The sequence below is a fragment of the Glutamicibacter sp. AOP5-A2-18 genome (assembly GCF_052446055.1).
Lineage (GTDB): Bacteria > Actinomycetota > Actinomycetes > Actinomycetales > Micrococcaceae > Glutamicibacter.
Map to the genome: position 1 here is coordinate 369,861 of NZ_JBQSVW010000001.1, position 17,701 is coordinate 387,561.

The following is a 17,701-nucleotide window of genomic DNA, read 5'->3' on the forward strand; positions in this document are numbered from 1 at the left end:
AGCAAGCTCGGTGTCGGCAGTTACCGCAGAGGCCGTGGCGTTAGCCGGGGCAGTTGCTGACTCTGAGGGTTCGGAAGAAGGTGTTGGGGCTTGGCTTGCGCTGCACCCTGTCATCAAAATGGCAACGAGAGACAACGTCATGAAACTTCGGATGCGCAAGAGTAGCTCCTAGGAGAGTGATGAATTCCCAGTCTATTAGGGGTCCTGCGCTCAAAGCTATCTATTTTAGAATCGTGCGAATACCCTGATGGGCCCAGATTTAAAATCTGCGCCTTCGCTCAGCCCCATCGATTCATAAAACGCTCGTTGCCCTGGCTCATCATCGGTAATAAGCACAAACTGGCGAAGGTGTTTGTATCGGTCTTGAACGGCAGTAAATAGTTCCCTGCCGGCACCGCTGCGCTGGGCTTCTGGGTGAACCAAGATGTCTTGCACGTAGCAAATGGTCGCGTCATCGGAAATCGCCCGGGCTAAGCCGATGAGTTGGTGTTCCTTGTCGTAGGCGTAGACAAGAAAGTCAGAGTTTTTCAGTGCCGTGGCCAGTACGTCGGGGTGATCCGTATAGGCGCTCCACCCCACGGAGTTGTACAGAGCAATAACTTGCTCAGGGGAGGGGACCTTAGTGGTGGAGATTTCCATAGCGCAGTTGCTCTCATCGTGTCCAAGAATTGGGTTCACCCTAACACGCAGTAACTGAGCTCCCGCTAAAGATCAGTGCACACACACAGAAGGGGGCTTGATGCGCCGAAGCCAAAGCTCCGGCGTATCAAGCCCCCAACAGGCTAGTGCTTCCTAGTTATCGAAGTAGCTAGGTACCTGCTCGTTCTGTGCTGGCGGGGTTGGCGCATCCACCTTCTTGCGCACCACCAGCTTGTCCTGCGCGTAGTCCACCACGACAGTGTCACCGGCAGTTAGCGAATCATCGATGAGCAGATCGGCGATGGCGTCCTGCACCTTGCGCTGCACCAAGCGGCGCAGTGGGCGGGCACCAAACTCTGGATCGTAACCCTCAGAGGCTAGCCAATCCACGGCAGCATCACTGACTTCCAAAGCAAGTTCCTGATCCACCAGGTGCTTCTCGGTATCGGCGATGACCAGCTTGACGATCTGGCCGATCTCCGACTGCGAAAGCTTGGAGAAGAGCAGGACCTCGTCCAGACGGTTCAGGAACTCGGGACGCATGAACTCGCGCACCTTGCTCATCACCTTGGCCCGGATCTCGCCGGCTTCACTGGCAGCCTTGGCCGAGGTGAAACCGAAGTTTCCGGCCTTGTTGGCCAGGTACTCGCCACCGAGGTTACTGGTCATCAGGATCAGCGTGTTCGAGAAGTCCACGGTGCGTCCGGCCGAGTCGGTCAACCGTCCGTCATCAAGGACCTGCAGTAGTACGTTGAATACATCCGGGTGGGCCTTCTCGATCTCATCAAGCAGGATCACCGAGTACGGATTGCGGCGAACCTTCTCGGTGAGCTGCCCGGGCTCGTCGTGGCCAACGTATCCCGGAGGGGCACCGATCAGACGAGCAACGGTGTGCTTCTCGCCGTATTCGCTCATATCAACGCGGACCAGCGAGTCAGCCGAACCGAAGAGGTTGGTCGCCAGTGCCTTGGCCAGCTCGGTCTTGCCCACGCCGGTTGGGCCCAGGAACAAGAACGAACCAATTGGACGACCCGCAGGGGAGAGGCCAGTACGGTTTCGACGCACGGCGCGAGCCACGGCAGAGACCGCATCCTTCTGGCCGATCACCGAGGCGTGCAGGGATTCTTCCAGCGAAGCCAGACGCGACTTGTCGTCCCCGGTGATCCGCGAGGTAGGGATACCGGTGGAGCGGGCGATAACCTCAGAGATCTGAGCTTCGTCCACCACGCGGGTTACGCCCGCATCGCCGGCGGCCTCGGCGGTATTAATCCGAGTGGTCAGCTCCGCTATATGATCGCGCCAGGCGCTGGCGTCCTCATAACGTTCCTCGCCAATGGCGCGGGACTTTTCGCGTTCCGCTTCCATCAGATCGGTGCGCAGGGACTGCACGTCCTCAGTATCTCCGGCGGCGATTGAACGTCGTGCACCGGCGATATCGATCAGGTCGATGGCCTTATCTGGCAGCTGGCGGTCGGTGAGGTACCTCGCCGAGAGTGATACCGCGGCCTTCAGCGCTGCTGGGGTGTACTGCACCTGGTGGTGATCTTCGTAGGATTCACGCAGACCTTCGAGGATGGCCAAGCTGACTTCCTGCGATGGCTCATCCACGGTGACCTTGCCGAAGCGGCGGGCCAACGCGCTGTCCTTCTCTACCTTGCGGAATTCGTCCAGCGTGGTGGCACTGATCAGGTGCAGCTCACCGCGTGCCAAACGAGGCTTGAGGATATTAGCTGCATCCATATTGCCCGACTCTCCGGAGCCAGCGCCGACCAGCAGGTGCATCTCATCGATGAACACCAAGATCTGACCTTCCGAGTCGGCAATCTCTTCAAGCAGGCCGGTGAGGCGCTGCTCAAAGTCACCGCGGTAGCGGGTGCCGGCGAGCATGCCGGGTAGGTCAATAGAGATGAGTCGGGCGCCACGGATCTGTTCTGGAACCTGGTCATCTACGATGGCGCGAGCCAGGCCTTCAGCGATGGCGGTTTTACCCACGCCGGCTTCACCGATCAGTACCGGATTGTTCTTGGTACGACGAGCCAGGATCTCAACTACCTGATCCAGTTCGTCATCGCGACCAATGACCGGGTCAATCTGTCCGTCGGCAGCCAGAGCGGTCAAGTCAGTTCCGAAGCGCTCCAACATGGATGCATCTGACTCTTCCTGCCCCTGGTCGCCTCCGCCGTTCTGGGCGCGCTGGGCTTGCTCCATGGCAGCCTGCTGGAGTGACTGGCCGGTGATGCCGTGCTGTGCCAACAGGTTGCTGACCGGCGATTCCGGGTTGAAGACAAAGGCAAGGAACAGGTGGTCCGGGTCAATGTAGGTGGAACCGTAGTTGCGGGCCACCTGGTAGGCGTCGAAGAGACTGCGCTGAGCGGCCGAGGAAAGGCGTGTTGGCTTCTCTCCGGATTCTTGGCTCTTTGGCATGTGCGCAATTGCGTCCTTGCCGAGGGCTTCGATGTCGATGCCCATGGCGGTCAGGTGTTCGCCAACTGGTTCGGTGCGCAGAAGTGCGGTGAGCAGGTGCAATGAGTCAATCTCATCGTGGCCGTGCTCCTGGGAGATTGCTGCCGCGGTAGCTACTGCCTCGTGGGTACGGGTGGAAAGTAGGCGGGTGATGTCGATCGGACGTGCTGCCTGAGCCCGTGAAGAGAGGAACCGTGAGAGGAATTCCTCGAACGAGCCGTCAGATGGTGCACCAAAAAATGCTGGCAAGTGAGCCTCCTAGTAGAAACTTGAGCGGTCTATGCTCATGTTCAACGCATAGGACCTCAAGATATTCCCGCATGATCCAAAATTTCTTTTTGAGCGCTCGAGCTCACACCCTTCGAGGTGCTTCGGAGGGGAAGTACTTAATCCTTCGGGATTTCAACAATCCCCAGTCGTGCGGCAGCTATTAGGGCCTGAACTCGGTCGCGGACTGAGAGCTTGACGAAGATTTTTGCCATGTGTGTCTTGACCGTGGTCTCGGTGATACCGAGGGTTTTGGAGATTTCAACATTATTAAATCCCTGAGCAAGGAGTTTTAGAATCTGGATTTCTCTACTGGTTATGCCCAGATCATCAATGAGATCTTCGACCTGTTGAGAATTATCCGTATGTGCTTTGCGCACCGCGGAAATCAGGTCGGCAGAAACCGAGGGGGAAATGACCGCAGTGCCGTGATGAACTGCGTGCACGGCATTAATTATTTCTCCCGGTTCTGAATCCTTAACTAAATAGCCACTGGCGCCGGCAGTAAGTACAGGCACTAAATACTCATCCGAGGAAAATGCCGTAATTGCAAGGACTGCGGGGCTGTCTATGCGAGATTTAATGGCGCGAGTCGCGCTAACCCCGTCCATGATTGGCATCTGTAAGTCCATCAAAACAACGTCAACTTCGTTTGCTGCACAATAGTCGGCTGCCTGCTGTCCATTTTCTGCAAAAAATACGGTTACAAGCCCGGAATCCGTTGATAGGATTGTGCCCAACGCATGCCGAATTAGTGGCTCATCATCAGCGATTAGGATCTTTATTTGTTCCATCTGTTTCCTTAGCGTCGATGCTGCAAGCTCCAAACGGGTGCTCACTTGAAAGTATATAAGTTGTCGAGATGTGGAGTTTGTTATGAAGGCTTTGAAGATGCTGGCCGTTGCCGCATTGGCATTGGCACCGTTAACCGCAGTGGCTGTTCCCGCATCAGCGGCGCAGAGTCAGTCAATCGGCTCCGGATCCGTTGCAACCCCAGCCGGATGGGGTGCAGACTTTTCGAAGTGGGTGTGCATTAACTACGGCGTAGGTTGCGAATAAGCTATTTGACTTGAACGCTGTCGCCGTGAATTATTCGGCATATGAGTGAACGACTAAAAGGCACCCTGACCAAGCACCTCGCTGGCCGGGGTGTCATTATTTGGGTGGGGATCGCTGTCCTTGTTCTCCTGTCGGGCAGTGAGTCCGTCACCCTCTTTAGGGACGGTTTTAGTCGAGCGTCACAAACAACCATCTTGGGAGCCCTCGTAGGGCTCGTGCTTTGCGTGGTGCTGGCTATCGGTCTTCGATGGGTCGCAGCGTCCCTCGGACTGTTTATTGCCGTTGCCTTCTTCTTCCTCAACGAGAGCTTCCTATTCTTCTTCACCTTCACTGCGTTTATGATTTTTGCGGCGCTGGCAGCAACTGTTTATGCACGAAGTGTTCGAGGATTGTTCCTCACGCTATCGGCGGCCTGGATGGTTCTGTTTGCTATCCAAGCCCATCAGGACGCCATATTGCTCGTCGCACTGGTGCCGTTGACTGCCCTGTCCTACTTTGTAACGCGCAGTATCTATTCATTGCGAGAGAAGAATGATCACGCTGTTGATCAGATGCAAAAGGCTCGGGAACAGACGCGTATAGCCATAGACAGAGAACGTAAAAACATCGCCCGCGATCTGCATGACATCGTTGCTCATGACATCACTATCGTCGCGATGCAGTCAAAGGCGGCCAAGTTCGCCAACGACGGGCAGGCCGCGCTAGAGGCACTCGATATCATCGCTAAGCTCAGTACCGAAACCTTGCATGACTTGCGACTGATGCTCAACGTCCTACGGGCCGATGGCACCATGTCCACAGAAGGCAGTGCCAACTTTGATAAGCCGGCTGCAACTACTGTCAATGCGCTTCAGGGAGCAGAACTTTTTGCTCAACGGCTCAAAGATGCCAACTTTAAAGTGACCTCGACCACGGATGAAAAAATCTCCGAACTGCCTCGTTCTGCGCAAACTGCGATCTATCGTGTGATGCAAGAAGGTACAACGAATGTCATAAAGCACGGTGTCCCAGGTGGTCACTGTTCATTAGAATTGCTTTCAAACGGCACCGAAGCCTCACTAGAAATCACTAATCAGGTGGGTGTTTCCGGCAGGAAAGTGAAGGGGCTACCAGCTGGCGGAAGTGGCCTTATTGGTATGGCCGACAGGATGCGTGCCTTTGGTGGAAAGTTCTCAACCAGCCAAGAGCAAGGTGTTTGGACCCTTCGCGCCAGCATTCCGTTCTAGGCCTTACCCTCCTACTAAAGTATGATTTCGATTTTTCGCTGAACACGATAGGTTAGATATGTATCGGTGAAGACCGATCACCGAGAAGGTACTTGGTGGTGTTTTGCGAGTGGCATCATCAAGGACCAGAGGGTGATTAAAAGGTACGTTGCATTGTGTAAACGGACTGATCTTTCATCGGCATTGCGCCCCCATCGCGTGCCGTTGTCTGTCGGCAATGCGACGTACCTTTTATAACTTAAGGATTCCGTTCTTACGGAGACAGTAGGACGCCGATACATGCGAGCTTAAGTAGAAAGCGACGGATCCGGGATTTTCTCCCGGATCCGTCGCTTTTGTTCTGCGCCGACTATGCCTCTGAATCGTTAGAGTCGGAGTCGGTTTTCAGGACATGCTCGGAGACCTTGCCCAGTGCGCGTTCCAACGAGGAGCGCAGCACAATCGGAACGTTGATTTCCTCAGTGATCTGAACCAGACCCTCGCGCTCAAAGACACGAAGTAGCGATTCCACCTGAGGAACAACTTCTTCGAGGCTAGGAATCAAGTGGTGCTGCTCTTCGGGCAGATCCTCTTTGGTAGGAATCTGCAGTGCAAATTCAGTACGGACGGTGTTTGTCGAGGCAGCATTACTCAGCACCCCAGCAACCATCTCGGCGATCTGTGCCTGGCCCGGCTTTTCAAGAGTATTGATCAGAATGTGCGAGTAGAGCACCTCAGCGATCAGTTCCTTGATCAAGCGTGACCCTGCACCGCTGGTGGCGAGCAATGCTTCACTCAGTGATTCGGTAGGTGTCGCATTAGGTGCCTGATAGCGCAACAATGCGGTTCCGATTAGTGCATCCCAATAGGCCGAAAGGCGAGGGATGTAAGCCAGCGATGGAACGCTGGTTCCGTCTTCTGGTTCCCACTCAGGGTGCTCAATAGCCTCGGCGCTTTCGTCGACCTTGATGAACATTCCCAGTGCCTGGGCTGCATCTTGCAAGGTTTCTCCGGTGAGCACGCCAGCTGGTGTAGTTGGCTTACCTTCACCGACCCAGCCGATAAGTTCGCGGGCAGCAAAGACAAATGGCATTGATTCGAAGGCTCCGTTGGCCTCGTCGTCTTCAAGGTAAGGGGCGACGATTGGTGAATCACCAGCCATACGGGAGAGGAACTCGAAGGTCTGCTTGAAGTCTTCTACGCTGCCACCAAAGTTTGCAGTGGTGCCCAAGAAGGTTAGGTAGTGCTTGAGGATCGCAGCGCTGGCTTCTGAGACTTGCTTGCCCAGCGAGGAAAGGTGGCCGAGCTGCTCGCCAAGAACAGTTGGATCCAGCGACTGGACGTCAACACTCTTGCGCAACTGCGCATGCACGGTCAGTAGCGTCGTGAGTCCTTCGAGCGCAGCGCGTGTTTCGCTGGCGGGGTGTCCGTCTTCTTGGAAGTGGCGGAACAGCTGGGACTTAAAAGGCTGTAAAGCTTGGCGCACTTCAGTTTCGAAAGGTACGGAGCTCGCCCCGGACTGACGAGCCGGATGACCCTGTGCGGTTTTCTTCTTGGCTGGTTTTCGTGAGGCCATGTGTGTGGTGGTGATCCTTTAAAACGGCTTGTCGAGAAAGATGATTATTTGCTTACTTTCAGTGTACGCAGAGCACAGATAGAGCGAACTTCTTGTGAGGGGTCTAACGCTTTCCGACGGGGTAAAAGTGATCTAGCCGAGGGAAGTGCCGTAGAAAAGACGGTGTAGAGCAAAGATTTCCACAAAAAATACAGATCACAGGGGAGTGTGGTGGCGCTCACCGTTGAATCCCCAGAACTCGTTGAAATTCTGGCTGGATCGCGCGACAGTGAACACATACAACCTCGTATTACGGGGCAAACGAGTTACTAGGAGAGTGGATCATGGCTGGGATGACTGCGCCAGATCATGTAGTCGTTGTCGGTGCCGGATTTATCGGATTGTCGACTGCTTGGTATCTCCAAGAAGCTGGCGTCAAGGTCACGGTAGTAGATCGTGGTGGGGTTGCCTCGGGCTCCTCGTGGGGTAACGCTGGTTGGTTGACCCCAGCTCTCACTCTGCCCATCGCAGAGCCATCAATCTTCTCCAATGGACTGAAGATGATGCTGGATCCAACGTCTCCGCTTTATATCCCGCTGAGCGCTGATGCCAAACTACTGCGCTTCTTGATCGGCTTCGCCTGGCACTCAATGCCCAAGCGATGGGAAGATGCCATGCGGGTCTTCTCGGAAATCGGAGTCACCGGACTTGATGCCTTTGACGAAATCTCTCAGCACACGGCCGCTGGCCCAGGAGTTGCGGAGCATTCCAAGGCGGCCGATCCGTTCTTGACTGGTTTTACTTCGCTCAAGGACCGGAACGCGCTGCTGCACGAGTTTGAGATGATCGAAAAAACCGGTGGCACTGTCGACTTTGAGCTGCTCAGCGGGGATCAGCTGCGCGGCATTGAGCCGACCCTTTCGGATCGCGTCGCCGCCGGCGTAGCAATCAAGAATCAGCGCTATATCAACCCGCCAAAGTTCATTGCTTCTCTCGCTGAGTCTGTGGTTGCACGCGGTGGTGACATTATCGGTGCCTTTAATGTCACCGATATTCGCGACAACAAGAACTCGGTGACGGTTATTGGTTCAGAAGGCCGGGCCATCACGGCGGACCACGTAGTTCTTGCTACCGGTGCGTGGATGACTGACATGGCTCAAAAGTTCGGCGTCAACGTTGTGGTTCAGGCTGGACGAGGTTATTCGTTCACCGTGGAGCCGGAATATATGCCGACGCACCCCATTTATTTCCCAACTCAGCGCGTAGCCTGCACCCCACTGGGGGATCGCTTCCGGATCGCAGGCACCATGGAATTCCGGGACGTCAACCACAAACTGGAGCCAAAGCGCATCGAAGCCATCGTGGCCGCTGCTACTCCGGTGTACAAGGGGATCAACTGGGAGAACCGCAAGGAAGAGTGGGTTGGTGGGCGTCCATGCACCGCTGACGGGTTGCCGTTGGTTGGCCAAACCCGTTCCCCGCGGATTTCTGTCGGCGGTGGCCATGGAATGTGGGGCGTAGCCCTTGGTCCATTGACGGGAAAAATCTTGGCTGCCCGAATCACCGGTCAAGAAGTCCCCACTATCGCACGTCACTTCAATCCGCTGCGTAAAGGGTTCTAGAGCTGAGCAATTTGAACCAGCCGGATTCTCACGGAGGTGGGAGGGTTGTAGGGACTCCGCACAATCAAGCAAGGTGCTCATCAGATTGCCGAGTGAACCGCTGGGCCTAGGCATGCCGGGTGGAAGTGCCCGATAACATCTGACGGTAGCCCTCGACGTAACTAGGGAATTGAAGGGACAACCCGCTGTCCAACAGGCGGCTGTTATCCAAGCGCCGGTCGCCAGCGCGTCGTTCGGCCGACGGGGCCTCTTGTTCAGGCTGCTCTAGACCTAGTTCGCTGGCCAGGAATTCGTAGACCTCTGCCAGCTGGGCCGGAGTGTTGTCCGTGGCCAAGTACAGGTCGGCTACCTGATCATCTAAGCCGGCTACATGGACAATGGCGGCGGCTAGATCATCGCGGTGTATTCGGTTGGTCCAGTGTGAACCGTGTGGGATTCGGGCGCTGCCCGAGGTCACCAGGTCTATCAGTCGGTTACGTCCCGGGCCGTAAATTCCCGAGGCGCGCAAGATTGTCACCGGCAGTCCACTCTCGGTGAGCGCTGCCTCGGTGCGGGCCAAGACCTTTGCCGTATCGCGGGTGGCAACTACGGGTGCCTGCTCGTTAACCCACTGGCCATCTTCACCGCCCATCACGGCAGTGGAGGAGATGTAAATCAGTCGGCGCAGCTTTGGTGCCTGGCTACGAAGCCGAGCGCTGAGTTCTTGAGCCACCTGCAAATAGCTGCGCTCATATCCTTGTGCGTCGCGGGTTACCGGAACCGGGGTGAGCACTACGACCTCGGTATCTGGATCTACCACTGGCCAACGGTTGGGATCGAGTAAGTCGACATCCGTTCCGGCGAACTCTTCTGGAAGCTTGTTACTGTTGCGGCGCCATCCTGTGACGTGGTGTCCCTTGGCGTGGAAGCGTAACCCTGCTTCGGTGGCGACGTCGCCGCAGCTGACCAGTAATACCTTCACAATGCTCCCTCGGACTTGTTTCTCTTCTCTCTAGAATAGAACCAATTACCGTGACGGAAAGTTTCCGTCAGTGATAGAGACCGCGCTAAACATGCACGAGGAGGTCACTGTACTGATGAATCAGTCGGTGCTTTGTCTGCTGTTTGTTGCTGTCGCTTTCTTCTCACTTTTGGGTGAGGGCATGGCCGTTTTTGCCTTGACCCTTGAAGCCGCAGACCAGCTGGGTTCGTGGGCAGTGACCGCACTGTTCTTAGGTGGGCTGTTACCTCCGGTGCTTGTCGCGAGCTTAGTGGGCCGATGGGTGGATAGTTCATCGTTATGGCGCGTGTGGATTTTTAACCTTTGCGTCCACGTATTGATCTTCGCGGTATTGGCGCAGGCAGAAAACATGATTCTTTGTTTGGCTCTCATGCCAGTGGCCAGTATTTGCGCGGTGATTCATGGTTCAGTGATCTTCAAGATTGTTCCGCGAATTCGTGGCAGCTTTAGCTTGTCCAGAGCTGGCAGCTTTCTTGTGGTCGCCACGTCCCTGTCTGGAATCATCGCTCCGGCAGTTGCTTCATGGTTGTCAGCGCATGCGGGTTTCAGCACGGTTCTTTGGTGCGGGGCCGTTGGGTTCGCATTGCTCAGCATCGCAGCTATCTTGATGCGTTGGACTCTACGTGAGACTGCGCTGGGCGAACCGCAGCCCGAAAACCAAGACCGGCTGAAGCGGACTACAAGTAGTCCGGTTCTGTTTCAGAACCGTTGGTTGCGGATTCTGTTGATACCTGTGGCGGCCATTGTTTTTGTTCACCTCGGCCGAGGGCGTAGCAGGAGTTTTCTATCTGAGAGATATCACCGCCGATGATACGGGCTATGCACTGTTGCTGGGCGCTTGGTCATTAGGTGCGGTGGGAGGGTCACTGATGGGTGGCAACTCGTGGTTCGACTCGCGCGGATCAGTACCCACACTTCTCGGGGGAGCGCTTGTAGGTATAGCGATACTTGTGGAGGGGCTGTGGCCAAATGCCACGGCATTGCTGATTATTTTCCTTGTCGGGGGACTAGGCAACGGCCTGCACAATACCGGGGTGCGAACCGCCATCTATGAGCACGTTCCGCAAGCACGCCACGGAAGTGCGTGGGCTCAATTGCGCATACTCATTAACGCCATGGTGGCGTTGGGATATCTCTTGGGAACGCCGGGATTGATAATGAATTCTGCTCAAATGATCATCATTCTTACCGGCGCAGGGACCGCGCTGTCCGTGGTTGTGGCGCTAGTTTTGTCTCGAAAAACTGCGACGCACAATGCCGCGCGGGCAGCGGAATTAAACTAGCGGTTTTTGCTCTAGGGTTAATAGCAGGCGCAAAAGTAGAATGGGCGCAGCCTGGCATCGAGGACGATTGCCATTCTGTCCTTAAATTCGAAATGGTGTCGACAGATTTCTATTACTGCTCTCTGGTGCTTCGGTAACCGGATTGCCAGATCCACCAACGCTAGGGTGAAGATTTATCCGTTCCTCAATCATCAGACCAGTCAGGCGATCAACGGCCATCCTAGAAATAGTGATGGTCTTGCTACTGGTCTGGACGTTGATCACCATCGAACCTACTGGCTGGGATCTGTCTGTATACCGCGAAGGTGCGCTGACTCTTCTGCGCGAACCGCAGAATCTATATGGGCCATTTGTCGGTCCGATTAATGCGCCCGGATTGCCCTTCACTTATCCAACGTTTGCGGCAATCATGTTCCTGCCAATGGCCGTCTTCCCCTACTGGGTTTCAGTAGCAGTGACCATGGTGGCTTCTATTGTCTTGACCTTCTTTGTTGGCAAGGATCTGGCTCTGCGGATAGCGCGGCGTTGGCCGCAGCTGGGGCGATGGGTTACGCCGCTGACCTTGACCAGCCTGATGCTGATCTCCGGTCCCTTCAGGGACACCATTTGGTTTGGTCAGATCAACATTCTGATCCTCGGCGCTTGTTATCTGGCGCTAGTTAATTCGAAGTCAATGACTCCGTTTGTTATTGCCGTGGGCATTTGCGCCGGAATTAAGCTCACACCTATAGCCCTGCTGATTCTCCCGTTGGCCATGCGTAAATGGCGTGCAGTGATTACCGGAACCTTAGTCTTCTTGGGCACTCAGTTGGTCGGGCTGATCTTCCAGTGGCGCAACACCCTAGACTACTGGTTCGACGTCGTGCGTGATCCTTCGCGCGTCGGAGACGTTGGCTATATCGACAACATTTCGCTTCAAGGATTACTGACTCGCTTGGGCGCGGGTTCGCTGATCTGGTTTGTCCTAGCGCTCGCCGTGGGCCTGGCATTCATCGCTCTTCTTTACCGGCTTCACGACAAGGTTGAGCCGGTGGTGCTTCTGGGCGTAGCGGCGACCTGCCCCTTGCTGGTATCTCCGGTGAGTTGGTCACACCACTGGGTGTGGGGACCAGTCATGGCCTACGCCTGGGTTGTGGTGGCCATGCGGCTGAAGGCTTGGCCTCGACGGATCATGTTGCTGGTGGTTGTGTTCTTTAGCGTGGAACTGATGCTGTCAGCAAAGTGGGCCATCCGCCTCTTTGGCATCCATCCGGATCATGAATTGGCATCGTGGTGGTATATCTGGCCTGCGGTCCCCGTTGTAGGCATGCTCATTTGCCTCGTTACTGCCCTAGTAGCGAAGCCTCAGGAAATAGCAGAAACCAACTAGCATGAAGCACTCCGCGCCGCACTGTACAATTCTAGTATTCGAATATTTGTACTAGTTTGCAGTAGGAGGTGGTGGCGGTGGCTGAAGACAATGAATTGTTGCCACCCGGAGCTAGTCACGGTCCGGTACAAGCTGTTTCGGCGATGGGTTTTCCTTCACCAGCGCGCGACTACTTTGACGGTGGACTGGATCTAAACCGTCTGCTGGTACGGGATCGTGTCTCCACCTTCATCATGCGCGTCAGCGGACATGCGATGCGTTCGGCGGGCATCTATGACGGTGATGAAGTGATTGTTGATCGCTCACTATCGGTCCGTCACGGCTCAGTGGTGATTGTGAATCTTAATGGTCAGATGTTGGTGCGACGCTGGCACATTGATGGAGCCAAGGTTGGCTTGCTCAGCGACGAATCCCCCTTGCCGGTCTTACTAACCGAGGGCGATGAAGTAGGCGTTTTTGGCGTGATTACTAGGTGCCTGCATCATGTCAGGTAACCGATAATCCCTAAACGGATGACTCATACAATCGCTGATCCTTCGGATCCGCAACAACAGTGCTGCCCCACGTTGACGTAAGCTCGTTCTTTGCTCCGACGCTAAAACCCTGGCCGATGCCTAGCGGGCATACCCCGGAACAACCTCTAAGAACTTGGCCATGAAGCAGGACGAGAAATGTCTGGCTGACACCCGTTACCGCGCATCGTGAGTCGCAGGACAAATGCGCAACGAATTCACAATCCGACCTTCGGTCTACGCATTCAGGGCCAGACGTGAAGCGTCGAGGATCGATCGCGCTCGATGTGCGGGTACCTGGTCCGCGACACTGAGCCAAACGGTGACTGGTGGCGCTCCGATCAAGGGCACAAATTCAACGCCAGGGTGTATGCCCCTGGTGCGAGCGATGTCCGGGATGATTCCAACTCCGCGATCGGCGGCGACAGTTTCGATCCATTCATCGTAACTGCGTGTCTCCACAATCTCCGGAGTGAGATTCGGCCAGAGATCCGTTGTGGTTGACCCGTTAACCGTGTTGATGACCAAGGGGCGTTGGGGTACGTCTTCCCATCGGATTGGCGCTCCGGAAGCCTAGGGGGATCGATTCGAGCACGCGAGTACGCGTGGTTCTTCAAAGAGCTTGATTGTTCGGGGGCTGTCGAGCAGCGCTGGGGATACCGGTGAGCGTAAGACGACCGCGTCTACATCTCCACGGGCCAGGGGTTGAGCCGTGGCATCTACTCGGGTAAAGGTCACTTCGATGCCGGCGGTATCTTGTAAATGTCGTGCCATATCCTGCGCCCATGGGGTGGGCAGGAGCCAACTGAAACCTAGAGTGATTGTAGTGTTTCCTCGGGCCACGGCAATTGCTCGATCAAGGTTGGCCAGCGTAGTCCTGGCATGATCCAGGAATAAGGCTCCCGCTGCGGTAAGCTCGAAGCGCTTTGAGGTCCGCCGGATCAGCTGGACCTTGAGAGCGGATTCGAGTTGCTGCACTGTTCTTGACAGGGCCGGTTGAGTGATCCGCTGTCTCAAGGCCGCATGAGTAAAGGATTCTTCTTCGGCTACAGCGACGAAGGCCCTTAAGTGCCGTACTTCCACATCCATGCTTCCCAAGCATAGACCCTTGCCGATCTGTTAGCTGTCCATTTAAACCAATTGTCGTTGCCGCCCTTATTTGAGGGGCGGCAACGACAATGGCTGCTATGAGAAATCGGTCAGTTGCTGGCCTTTAGCCCGCGGGAGTTGTCACCAGGTGGTGAGCCCATTGCCCGACGTTATCGCGGTTATATTCCACGCGAGTGTGGTTGCGATCTTCCCTTGCTTGCATGAACTCGAACTCGTCGGGCACGAGTGTGTAGAGCTGCCAGTCGGGATTCGGTTGGCCGTCGTAGCTGGGGCGTCCGCTCCAGTCCAGTTGCGAAGCTTCGTCACTGAGCGCTGACGCGGTACCGGTGACGCGTACTTGACGTCCGGACTCGCGCCAGAAAAATACCAACGATGCGCGAGGGTTCTCTTGGAGCTCTTGGCCCTTTCGGGAGCTGCGGTGGGTGGAGAACTGGTAGCCGTTCTCGTCAAAGTCCTTGATGATCAGGGTGCGCCCCACGGGAGTTCCGTCTGCACGATTGGTAACAAACGTCATCGCGTGCGGTTGCCGATTCCCTGCTTCGATGGCGCTGTTCAGCCATGATTCAAACAAAGAGTTCGGATTCTCGGGGACAGTCTCGCTATCCAGGGTCGATAGTTCCTTGGGGAACGATGGCAGCTTTGCTAGCCGTTCACGTAGCTCGGTCATTCTCTCTTCCTTAGCTCTTGGTTCTGCGTGGTTATTCGGAGATTTGGACGACGGTGCGTCCTGTCCCATGCCCGTCGAGCAGGTCCTTTGCTGCATCTGCGGCGTCTTTGAGCAGGACGGTGCGTGTGACGGAATCTAGATGCTCCGGGTTGAGGTCGCGGGCAAGGCGTTCCCAAGCGTCGCGGCGCAGCCCTGGCTTCGTGCGGACCGAGTCCACGCCCAGTAGATTGACGCCACGGAGGATAAATGGCAGCACGGTGGTTGGCAGATCGCTGCCACAAGCTAGTCCGCAGGCAGCCGCGGCGCCGTTGTTGTGCAGTCCGGCCAGCGCCCCTGCAAGGGTAGGACCCCCTACGCTGTCGGCGACTCCAGCCCACTGCTGCCGGGCCAGTGGGCGGTCGGTGTTCAGCTCACCACGGTTGATGATCGACGTTGCACCGAGCTCGGTCAGTCGCTCGCATAGCGCGTCGGGGCGGCCTGTTGCCGCGATGACTTCGTAGCCAGCTTGTGCGAGCATCGCGATGGCGACCGTTCCGACTCCGCCGCCAGCGCCGGTGACCAGGACAGGGCAGTCATTGGGGTTTACTCCCTGACGCTCGAGCGCAAGAATGCTCAGTGCCGCAGTGAATCCTGCGGTGCTGATTGCGGCGCTCTGGGCGGGGTGAAGGCATCAGGGATGACAACCAGATCATCGCCGCCAACACGTGCAAGACCGGCCAGCCCGCCGTGGAGCTCTTCGCCTAGGCCCGCGCCGTCGAGCGTGACCAGATCGCCCGGGTGCCATCTCTGATCCCGCGAGGCGATAACTTCTCCGGCCAGGTCGATGCCGACGATGAGCGGAGTGCGTCGGATGACACCGGGCTTGCCGTGCAGTGCCAGAGCATCTTTGTAGTTAATGCTGGAGTAGTGAACCTGCACGGTTACGTCGAGGTCGTCTAGGAAGCTAGTCTCGGCTTGCTCAAGGGTGGTGCGGATGCGGTTATCTTCGTCCTTGCGGGCGATCCAAGCGGGAAAAGTACTCATTTTTCTGCCACCTTGTCCTGTGCATTTTGGGTGTCGTCAGGAAGTTCGCCGGTCAGGAACTGCGCGCGTCCTTGGCCAAATGACCAGTCCGCGGAGGTGTTCTCCGTGATACTCACGATGACGTCTTCGCCTGAAATCTCCAACCGGTCACCGAGGTATGTGGTGATTTTCTCGTAGAGACGCTGTTTCGCCTCGGTCGGTCGGGGCTTGCTAGTGACCTTTATGATGGTCAAGTTCTGCGTACGGGTGTACCCCAGACCTGTATCTAAGGCACGAAGTTCGAACGGTTCATGCTGGTGCAGGATTTGGTACCGATCGGTGAATGGGACATCGAACGCTTCGACGACGGCGTCGTGGATCGCATCAAGAAGACGGACCAGGTAATCCTCGTCGTGACCTCGAATGACATCGATGGTGATCAGTGGCATGATCTTGTTCCTTTCATAAAAACGGTTGTAATGGGCAAAGCTTTACGTGCGTGGTCCATTCAGCGGTTCACGCCTGCGCCGACAGTCTCGGCGGTCACCGGTTCGAATGTGGATTCGCTGGCAGGCCGGTGGACGGCCGGGAATCGAATCCGAATCAGCGCCGTAGACACCGCAGCTAGCGCGACGATTACGGCAGCTATGAGCAGCGGACCATGGAATCCGTCTGATAACAACGGGGCAACAAGGATAGGGCCGGCAGTTTGTCCTACTGCATATACCAAGCTGAGGATTGCGACCGCTGTGGGGACTTGCAGGTGTGCTCCCGCATCAAGGGCGAGGGTGGTAATGCCCATGAATGTCCCGCCAAAGAGTACCGCTGCGATTACCGCTCCTGCCATGCCAAGGTCGAGGGCAGCTAATCCGATTCCCGCCGCTTGCAGCAATAGCGCGATGGTCAGCAAAGTAGGGTGGGCCAACTTCCTGCTCAGCCAGGCCCAGCCAAGACAGGACGGGATAGCTGCCAAACCGACCACAATCCAGCTGAGCTTCCCCAGTCCGCCCGAGGCAGAGGACGCTATTGCAGCGACCAGGAATGTGCCCGCGATGATGTATCCGACACCTTCGAGGAAGTATGCCGCCACGAGCGGGACAAACCAGCGGTGGGGGCGATGAATCGGCTCCGTATGTGCAGGCGAGGTGTGTTCTGACTGCTCGGCCTGTACCAGTTGCCATGCGAAGGCACCAAGTATTGCCGTAAGCACCCCAGAAGCAAACCAGGCCTCACGCCAATCTCCGAACTGAGCGATCATAAGTACTACCGCACCTGAGATCGCGATTCCAGCTCCGACTCCGCCGTAAGACCAGCCAACCAGGTGGTGGGATTGTTTTGGAATGGTGTGGACAATGACGCTTGCCGCGACGACAAACATGATCGCGCTGGCTAGTCCGGCAAGACCGCGAAGCGCGATCCAAGCCTCGGGAAGTTCGGTGGCGGGCATCGCCATCAGAGAGAGTACGAGTACGCAAATACTAATACGCAGGGCGAGTGCAGAACGCGCCCACCGTGGAACTGCCATCATGACTATGGCGCCGATCATGTAGCCCAGGTAATTGCTTGTGGCTAGAGCCGCTCCCAGCTCGGCGGTGACGCCAGCTCGCTCTTGCATCAGAGGAAGAATCGGGGTGAATACAAAACGACCAACCCCGACGGCTGCCGCCAACGTGGCCCCGGCCCGCAGCGCGATGACCCATCCGGAACTTACTACTTTCGCCTTCAATGACGCCGATCTCCGATCACTTTCGATAGGACACCACGTTCTGTCTCATCTGCTTTCGAGGCTACTCTCGGATCGGGCTTACGAAAATTGGCATTTACGCATGATCTATGCATCAGAAGCATGGATGTACGTACTGATTCCTGCAGATAGAGTTTGGTGAGCGCCTCCGTGGCACTCCCAGCCCTGAATCTTGGTGACATTGTCCATGTGGAGCCAGCTACG

At 56.2% G+C, this 17,701-nt stretch carries 19 protein-coding genes; 7 read left to right on the forward strand and 12 right to left on the reverse strand.

The features are described 5' to 3' along the window. Positions 1–225 precede the first annotated feature (225 nt). The 3 genes from ACT3RW_RS01795 to ACT3RW_RS01805 form a co-directional block, all read right to left on the reverse strand. Positions 226–639, reverse strand: a complete 414-nt coding sequence (locus ACT3RW_RS01795; RefSeq protein ID WP_444612620.1) for a GNAT family N-acetyltransferase — start codon at positions 637–639, stop codon at positions 226–228. Positions 640–792: 153 nt separating this feature from the next. Then, positions 793–3,351 carry an ATP-dependent Clp protease ATP-binding subunit gene (locus tag ACT3RW_RS01800; protein WP_444612621.1) on the reverse strand — a complete coding sequence of 853 codons (2,559 nt, stop codon included), beginning with the start codon at positions 3,349–3,351 and terminating at the stop codon, positions 793–795. A 137-nt stretch (positions 3,352–3,488) separates the two neighbouring features. Next, positions 3,489–4,163 carry a response regulator gene (locus ACT3RW_RS01805; protein WP_444612622.1) on the reverse strand — a complete coding sequence of 225 codons (675 nt, stop codon included), beginning with the start codon at positions 4,161–4,163 and terminating at the stop codon, positions 3,489–3,491. Positions 4,164–4,245: 82 nt separating this feature from the next. Here ACT3RW_RS01805 and ACT3RW_RS01810 point away from each other — a divergent pair, with 82 nt between their 5' ends. Next, on the forward strand, positions 4,246–4,428 hold the full coding sequence (locus tag ACT3RW_RS01810; protein ID WP_444612623.1) for a hypothetical protein: 183 nt from the start codon (positions 4,246–4,248) through the stop codon (positions 4,426–4,428). Positions 4,429–4,469: 41 nt separating this feature from the next. After that, the gene (locus ACT3RW_RS01815; protein WP_444612624.1) at positions 4,470–5,654 is read left to right on the forward strand and encodes a sensor histidine kinase; all 1,185 of its coding nucleotides are present in this window, start codon (positions 4,470–4,472) and stop codon (positions 5,652–5,654) included. 349 nt (positions 5,655–6,003) lie between these two features. Here the strand turns inward: ACT3RW_RS01815 and ACT3RW_RS01820 are convergent, their stop codons facing one another. Further along, positions 6,004–7,209: a hypothetical protein gene (locus tag ACT3RW_RS01820; protein ID WP_444612625.1), complete on the reverse strand. Its 1,206-nt coding sequence runs from the start codon at positions 7,207–7,209 to the stop codon at positions 6,004–6,006. 323 nt (positions 7,210–7,532) lie between these two features. Here ACT3RW_RS01820 and ACT3RW_RS01825 point away from each other — a divergent pair, with 323 nt between their 5' ends. Then, complete coding sequence (locus ACT3RW_RS01825) at positions 7,533–8,810, forward strand: NAD(P)/FAD-dependent oxidoreductase (protein ID WP_444612626.1); 1,278 nt, start codon at positions 7,533–7,535, stop codon at positions 8,808–8,810. A 106-nt stretch (positions 8,811–8,916) separates the two neighbouring features. Here ACT3RW_RS01825 and ACT3RW_RS01830 read toward each other — a convergent pair whose 3' ends face one another. Next, positions 8,917–9,771 carry an NAD-dependent epimerase/dehydratase family protein gene (locus tag ACT3RW_RS01830; protein WP_444612627.1) on the reverse strand — a complete coding sequence of 285 codons (855 nt, stop codon included), beginning with the start codon at positions 9,769–9,771 and terminating at the stop codon, positions 8,917–8,919. Positions 9,772–9,862: 91 nt separating this feature from the next. Between ACT3RW_RS01830 and ACT3RW_RS01835 the strand changes: the two genes are divergently transcribed. The 4 genes from ACT3RW_RS01835 (at position 9,863) to ACT3RW_RS01850 (ending at position 12,956) form a co-directional block, all read left to right on the forward strand. Beyond that, entirely contained in the window at positions 9,863–10,621 is a 759-nt protein-coding gene (locus ACT3RW_RS01835; RefSeq protein WP_444612628.1) for a hypothetical protein, read from the forward strand. Between the two features lie 58 nt (positions 10,622–10,679). Continuing rightward, positions 10,680–11,093, forward strand: a complete 414-nt coding sequence (locus ACT3RW_RS01840) for a hypothetical protein (RefSeq protein WP_444612629.1) — start codon at positions 10,680–10,682, stop codon at positions 11,091–11,093. Between the two features lie 232 nt (positions 11,094–11,325). Beyond that, positions 11,326–12,462 carry a glycosyltransferase 87 family protein gene (locus ACT3RW_RS01845; RefSeq protein ID WP_444612630.1) on the forward strand — a complete coding sequence of 379 codons (1,137 nt, stop codon included), beginning with the start codon at positions 11,326–11,328 and terminating at the stop codon, positions 12,460–12,462. Positions 12,463–12,539: 77 nt separating this feature from the next. After that, complete coding sequence (locus tag ACT3RW_RS01850) at positions 12,540–12,956, forward strand: LexA family protein (protein WP_131090506.1); 417 nt, start codon at positions 12,540–12,542, stop codon at positions 12,954–12,956. Between the two features lie 255 nt (positions 12,957–13,211). Here ACT3RW_RS01850 and ACT3RW_RS01855 read toward each other — a convergent pair whose 3' ends face one another. From ACT3RW_RS01855 to ACT3RW_RS01885, 7 genes are all read right to left on the reverse strand, one after another. After that, complete coding sequence (locus tag ACT3RW_RS01855; protein WP_444612631.1) at positions 13,212–13,436, reverse strand: hypothetical protein; 225 nt, start codon at positions 13,434–13,436, stop codon at positions 13,212–13,214. A gap of 111 nt (positions 13,437–13,547) precedes the next feature. Beyond that, positions 13,548–14,063: a LysR family transcriptional regulator gene (locus ACT3RW_RS01860; RefSeq protein WP_444614599.1), complete on the reverse strand. Its 516-nt coding sequence runs from the start codon at positions 14,061–14,063 to the stop codon at positions 13,548–13,550. 124 nt (positions 14,064–14,187) lie between these two features. Beyond that, the gene (locus ACT3RW_RS01865) at positions 14,188–14,751 is read right to left on the reverse strand and encodes a pyridoxine/pyridoxamine 5'-phosphate oxidase (protein ID WP_444612632.1); all 564 of its coding nucleotides are present in this window, start codon (positions 14,749–14,751) and stop codon (positions 14,188–14,190) included. A gap of 31 nt (positions 14,752–14,782) precedes the next feature. After that, positions 14,783–15,268, reverse strand: coding sequence for a hypothetical protein (locus tag ACT3RW_RS01870; RefSeq protein WP_444612633.1), 486 nt, complete (start codon positions 15,266–15,268; stop codon positions 14,783–14,785). A gap of 95 nt (positions 15,269–15,363) precedes the next feature. Further along, positions 15,364–15,774, reverse strand: coding sequence for an alcohol dehydrogenase catalytic domain-containing protein (locus tag ACT3RW_RS01875; RefSeq protein ID WP_444612634.1), 411 nt, complete (start codon positions 15,772–15,774; stop codon positions 15,364–15,366). After that, the gene (locus ACT3RW_RS01880) at positions 15,771–16,202 is read right to left on the reverse strand and encodes a tautomerase family protein (RefSeq protein WP_131090502.1); all 432 of its coding nucleotides are present in this window, start codon (positions 16,200–16,202) and stop codon (positions 15,771–15,773) included. The genes ACT3RW_RS01875 and ACT3RW_RS01880 overlap by 4 nt, the downstream gene beginning before the upstream one ends. Before the next feature lie 59 nt (positions 16,203–16,261). Continuing rightward, on the reverse strand, positions 16,262–17,479 hold the full coding sequence (locus tag ACT3RW_RS01885) for a YbfB/YjiJ family MFS transporter (protein ID WP_444612635.1): 1,218 nt from the start codon (positions 17,477–17,479) through the stop codon (positions 16,262–16,264). Positions 17,480–17,701: the final 222 nt, after the last annotated feature.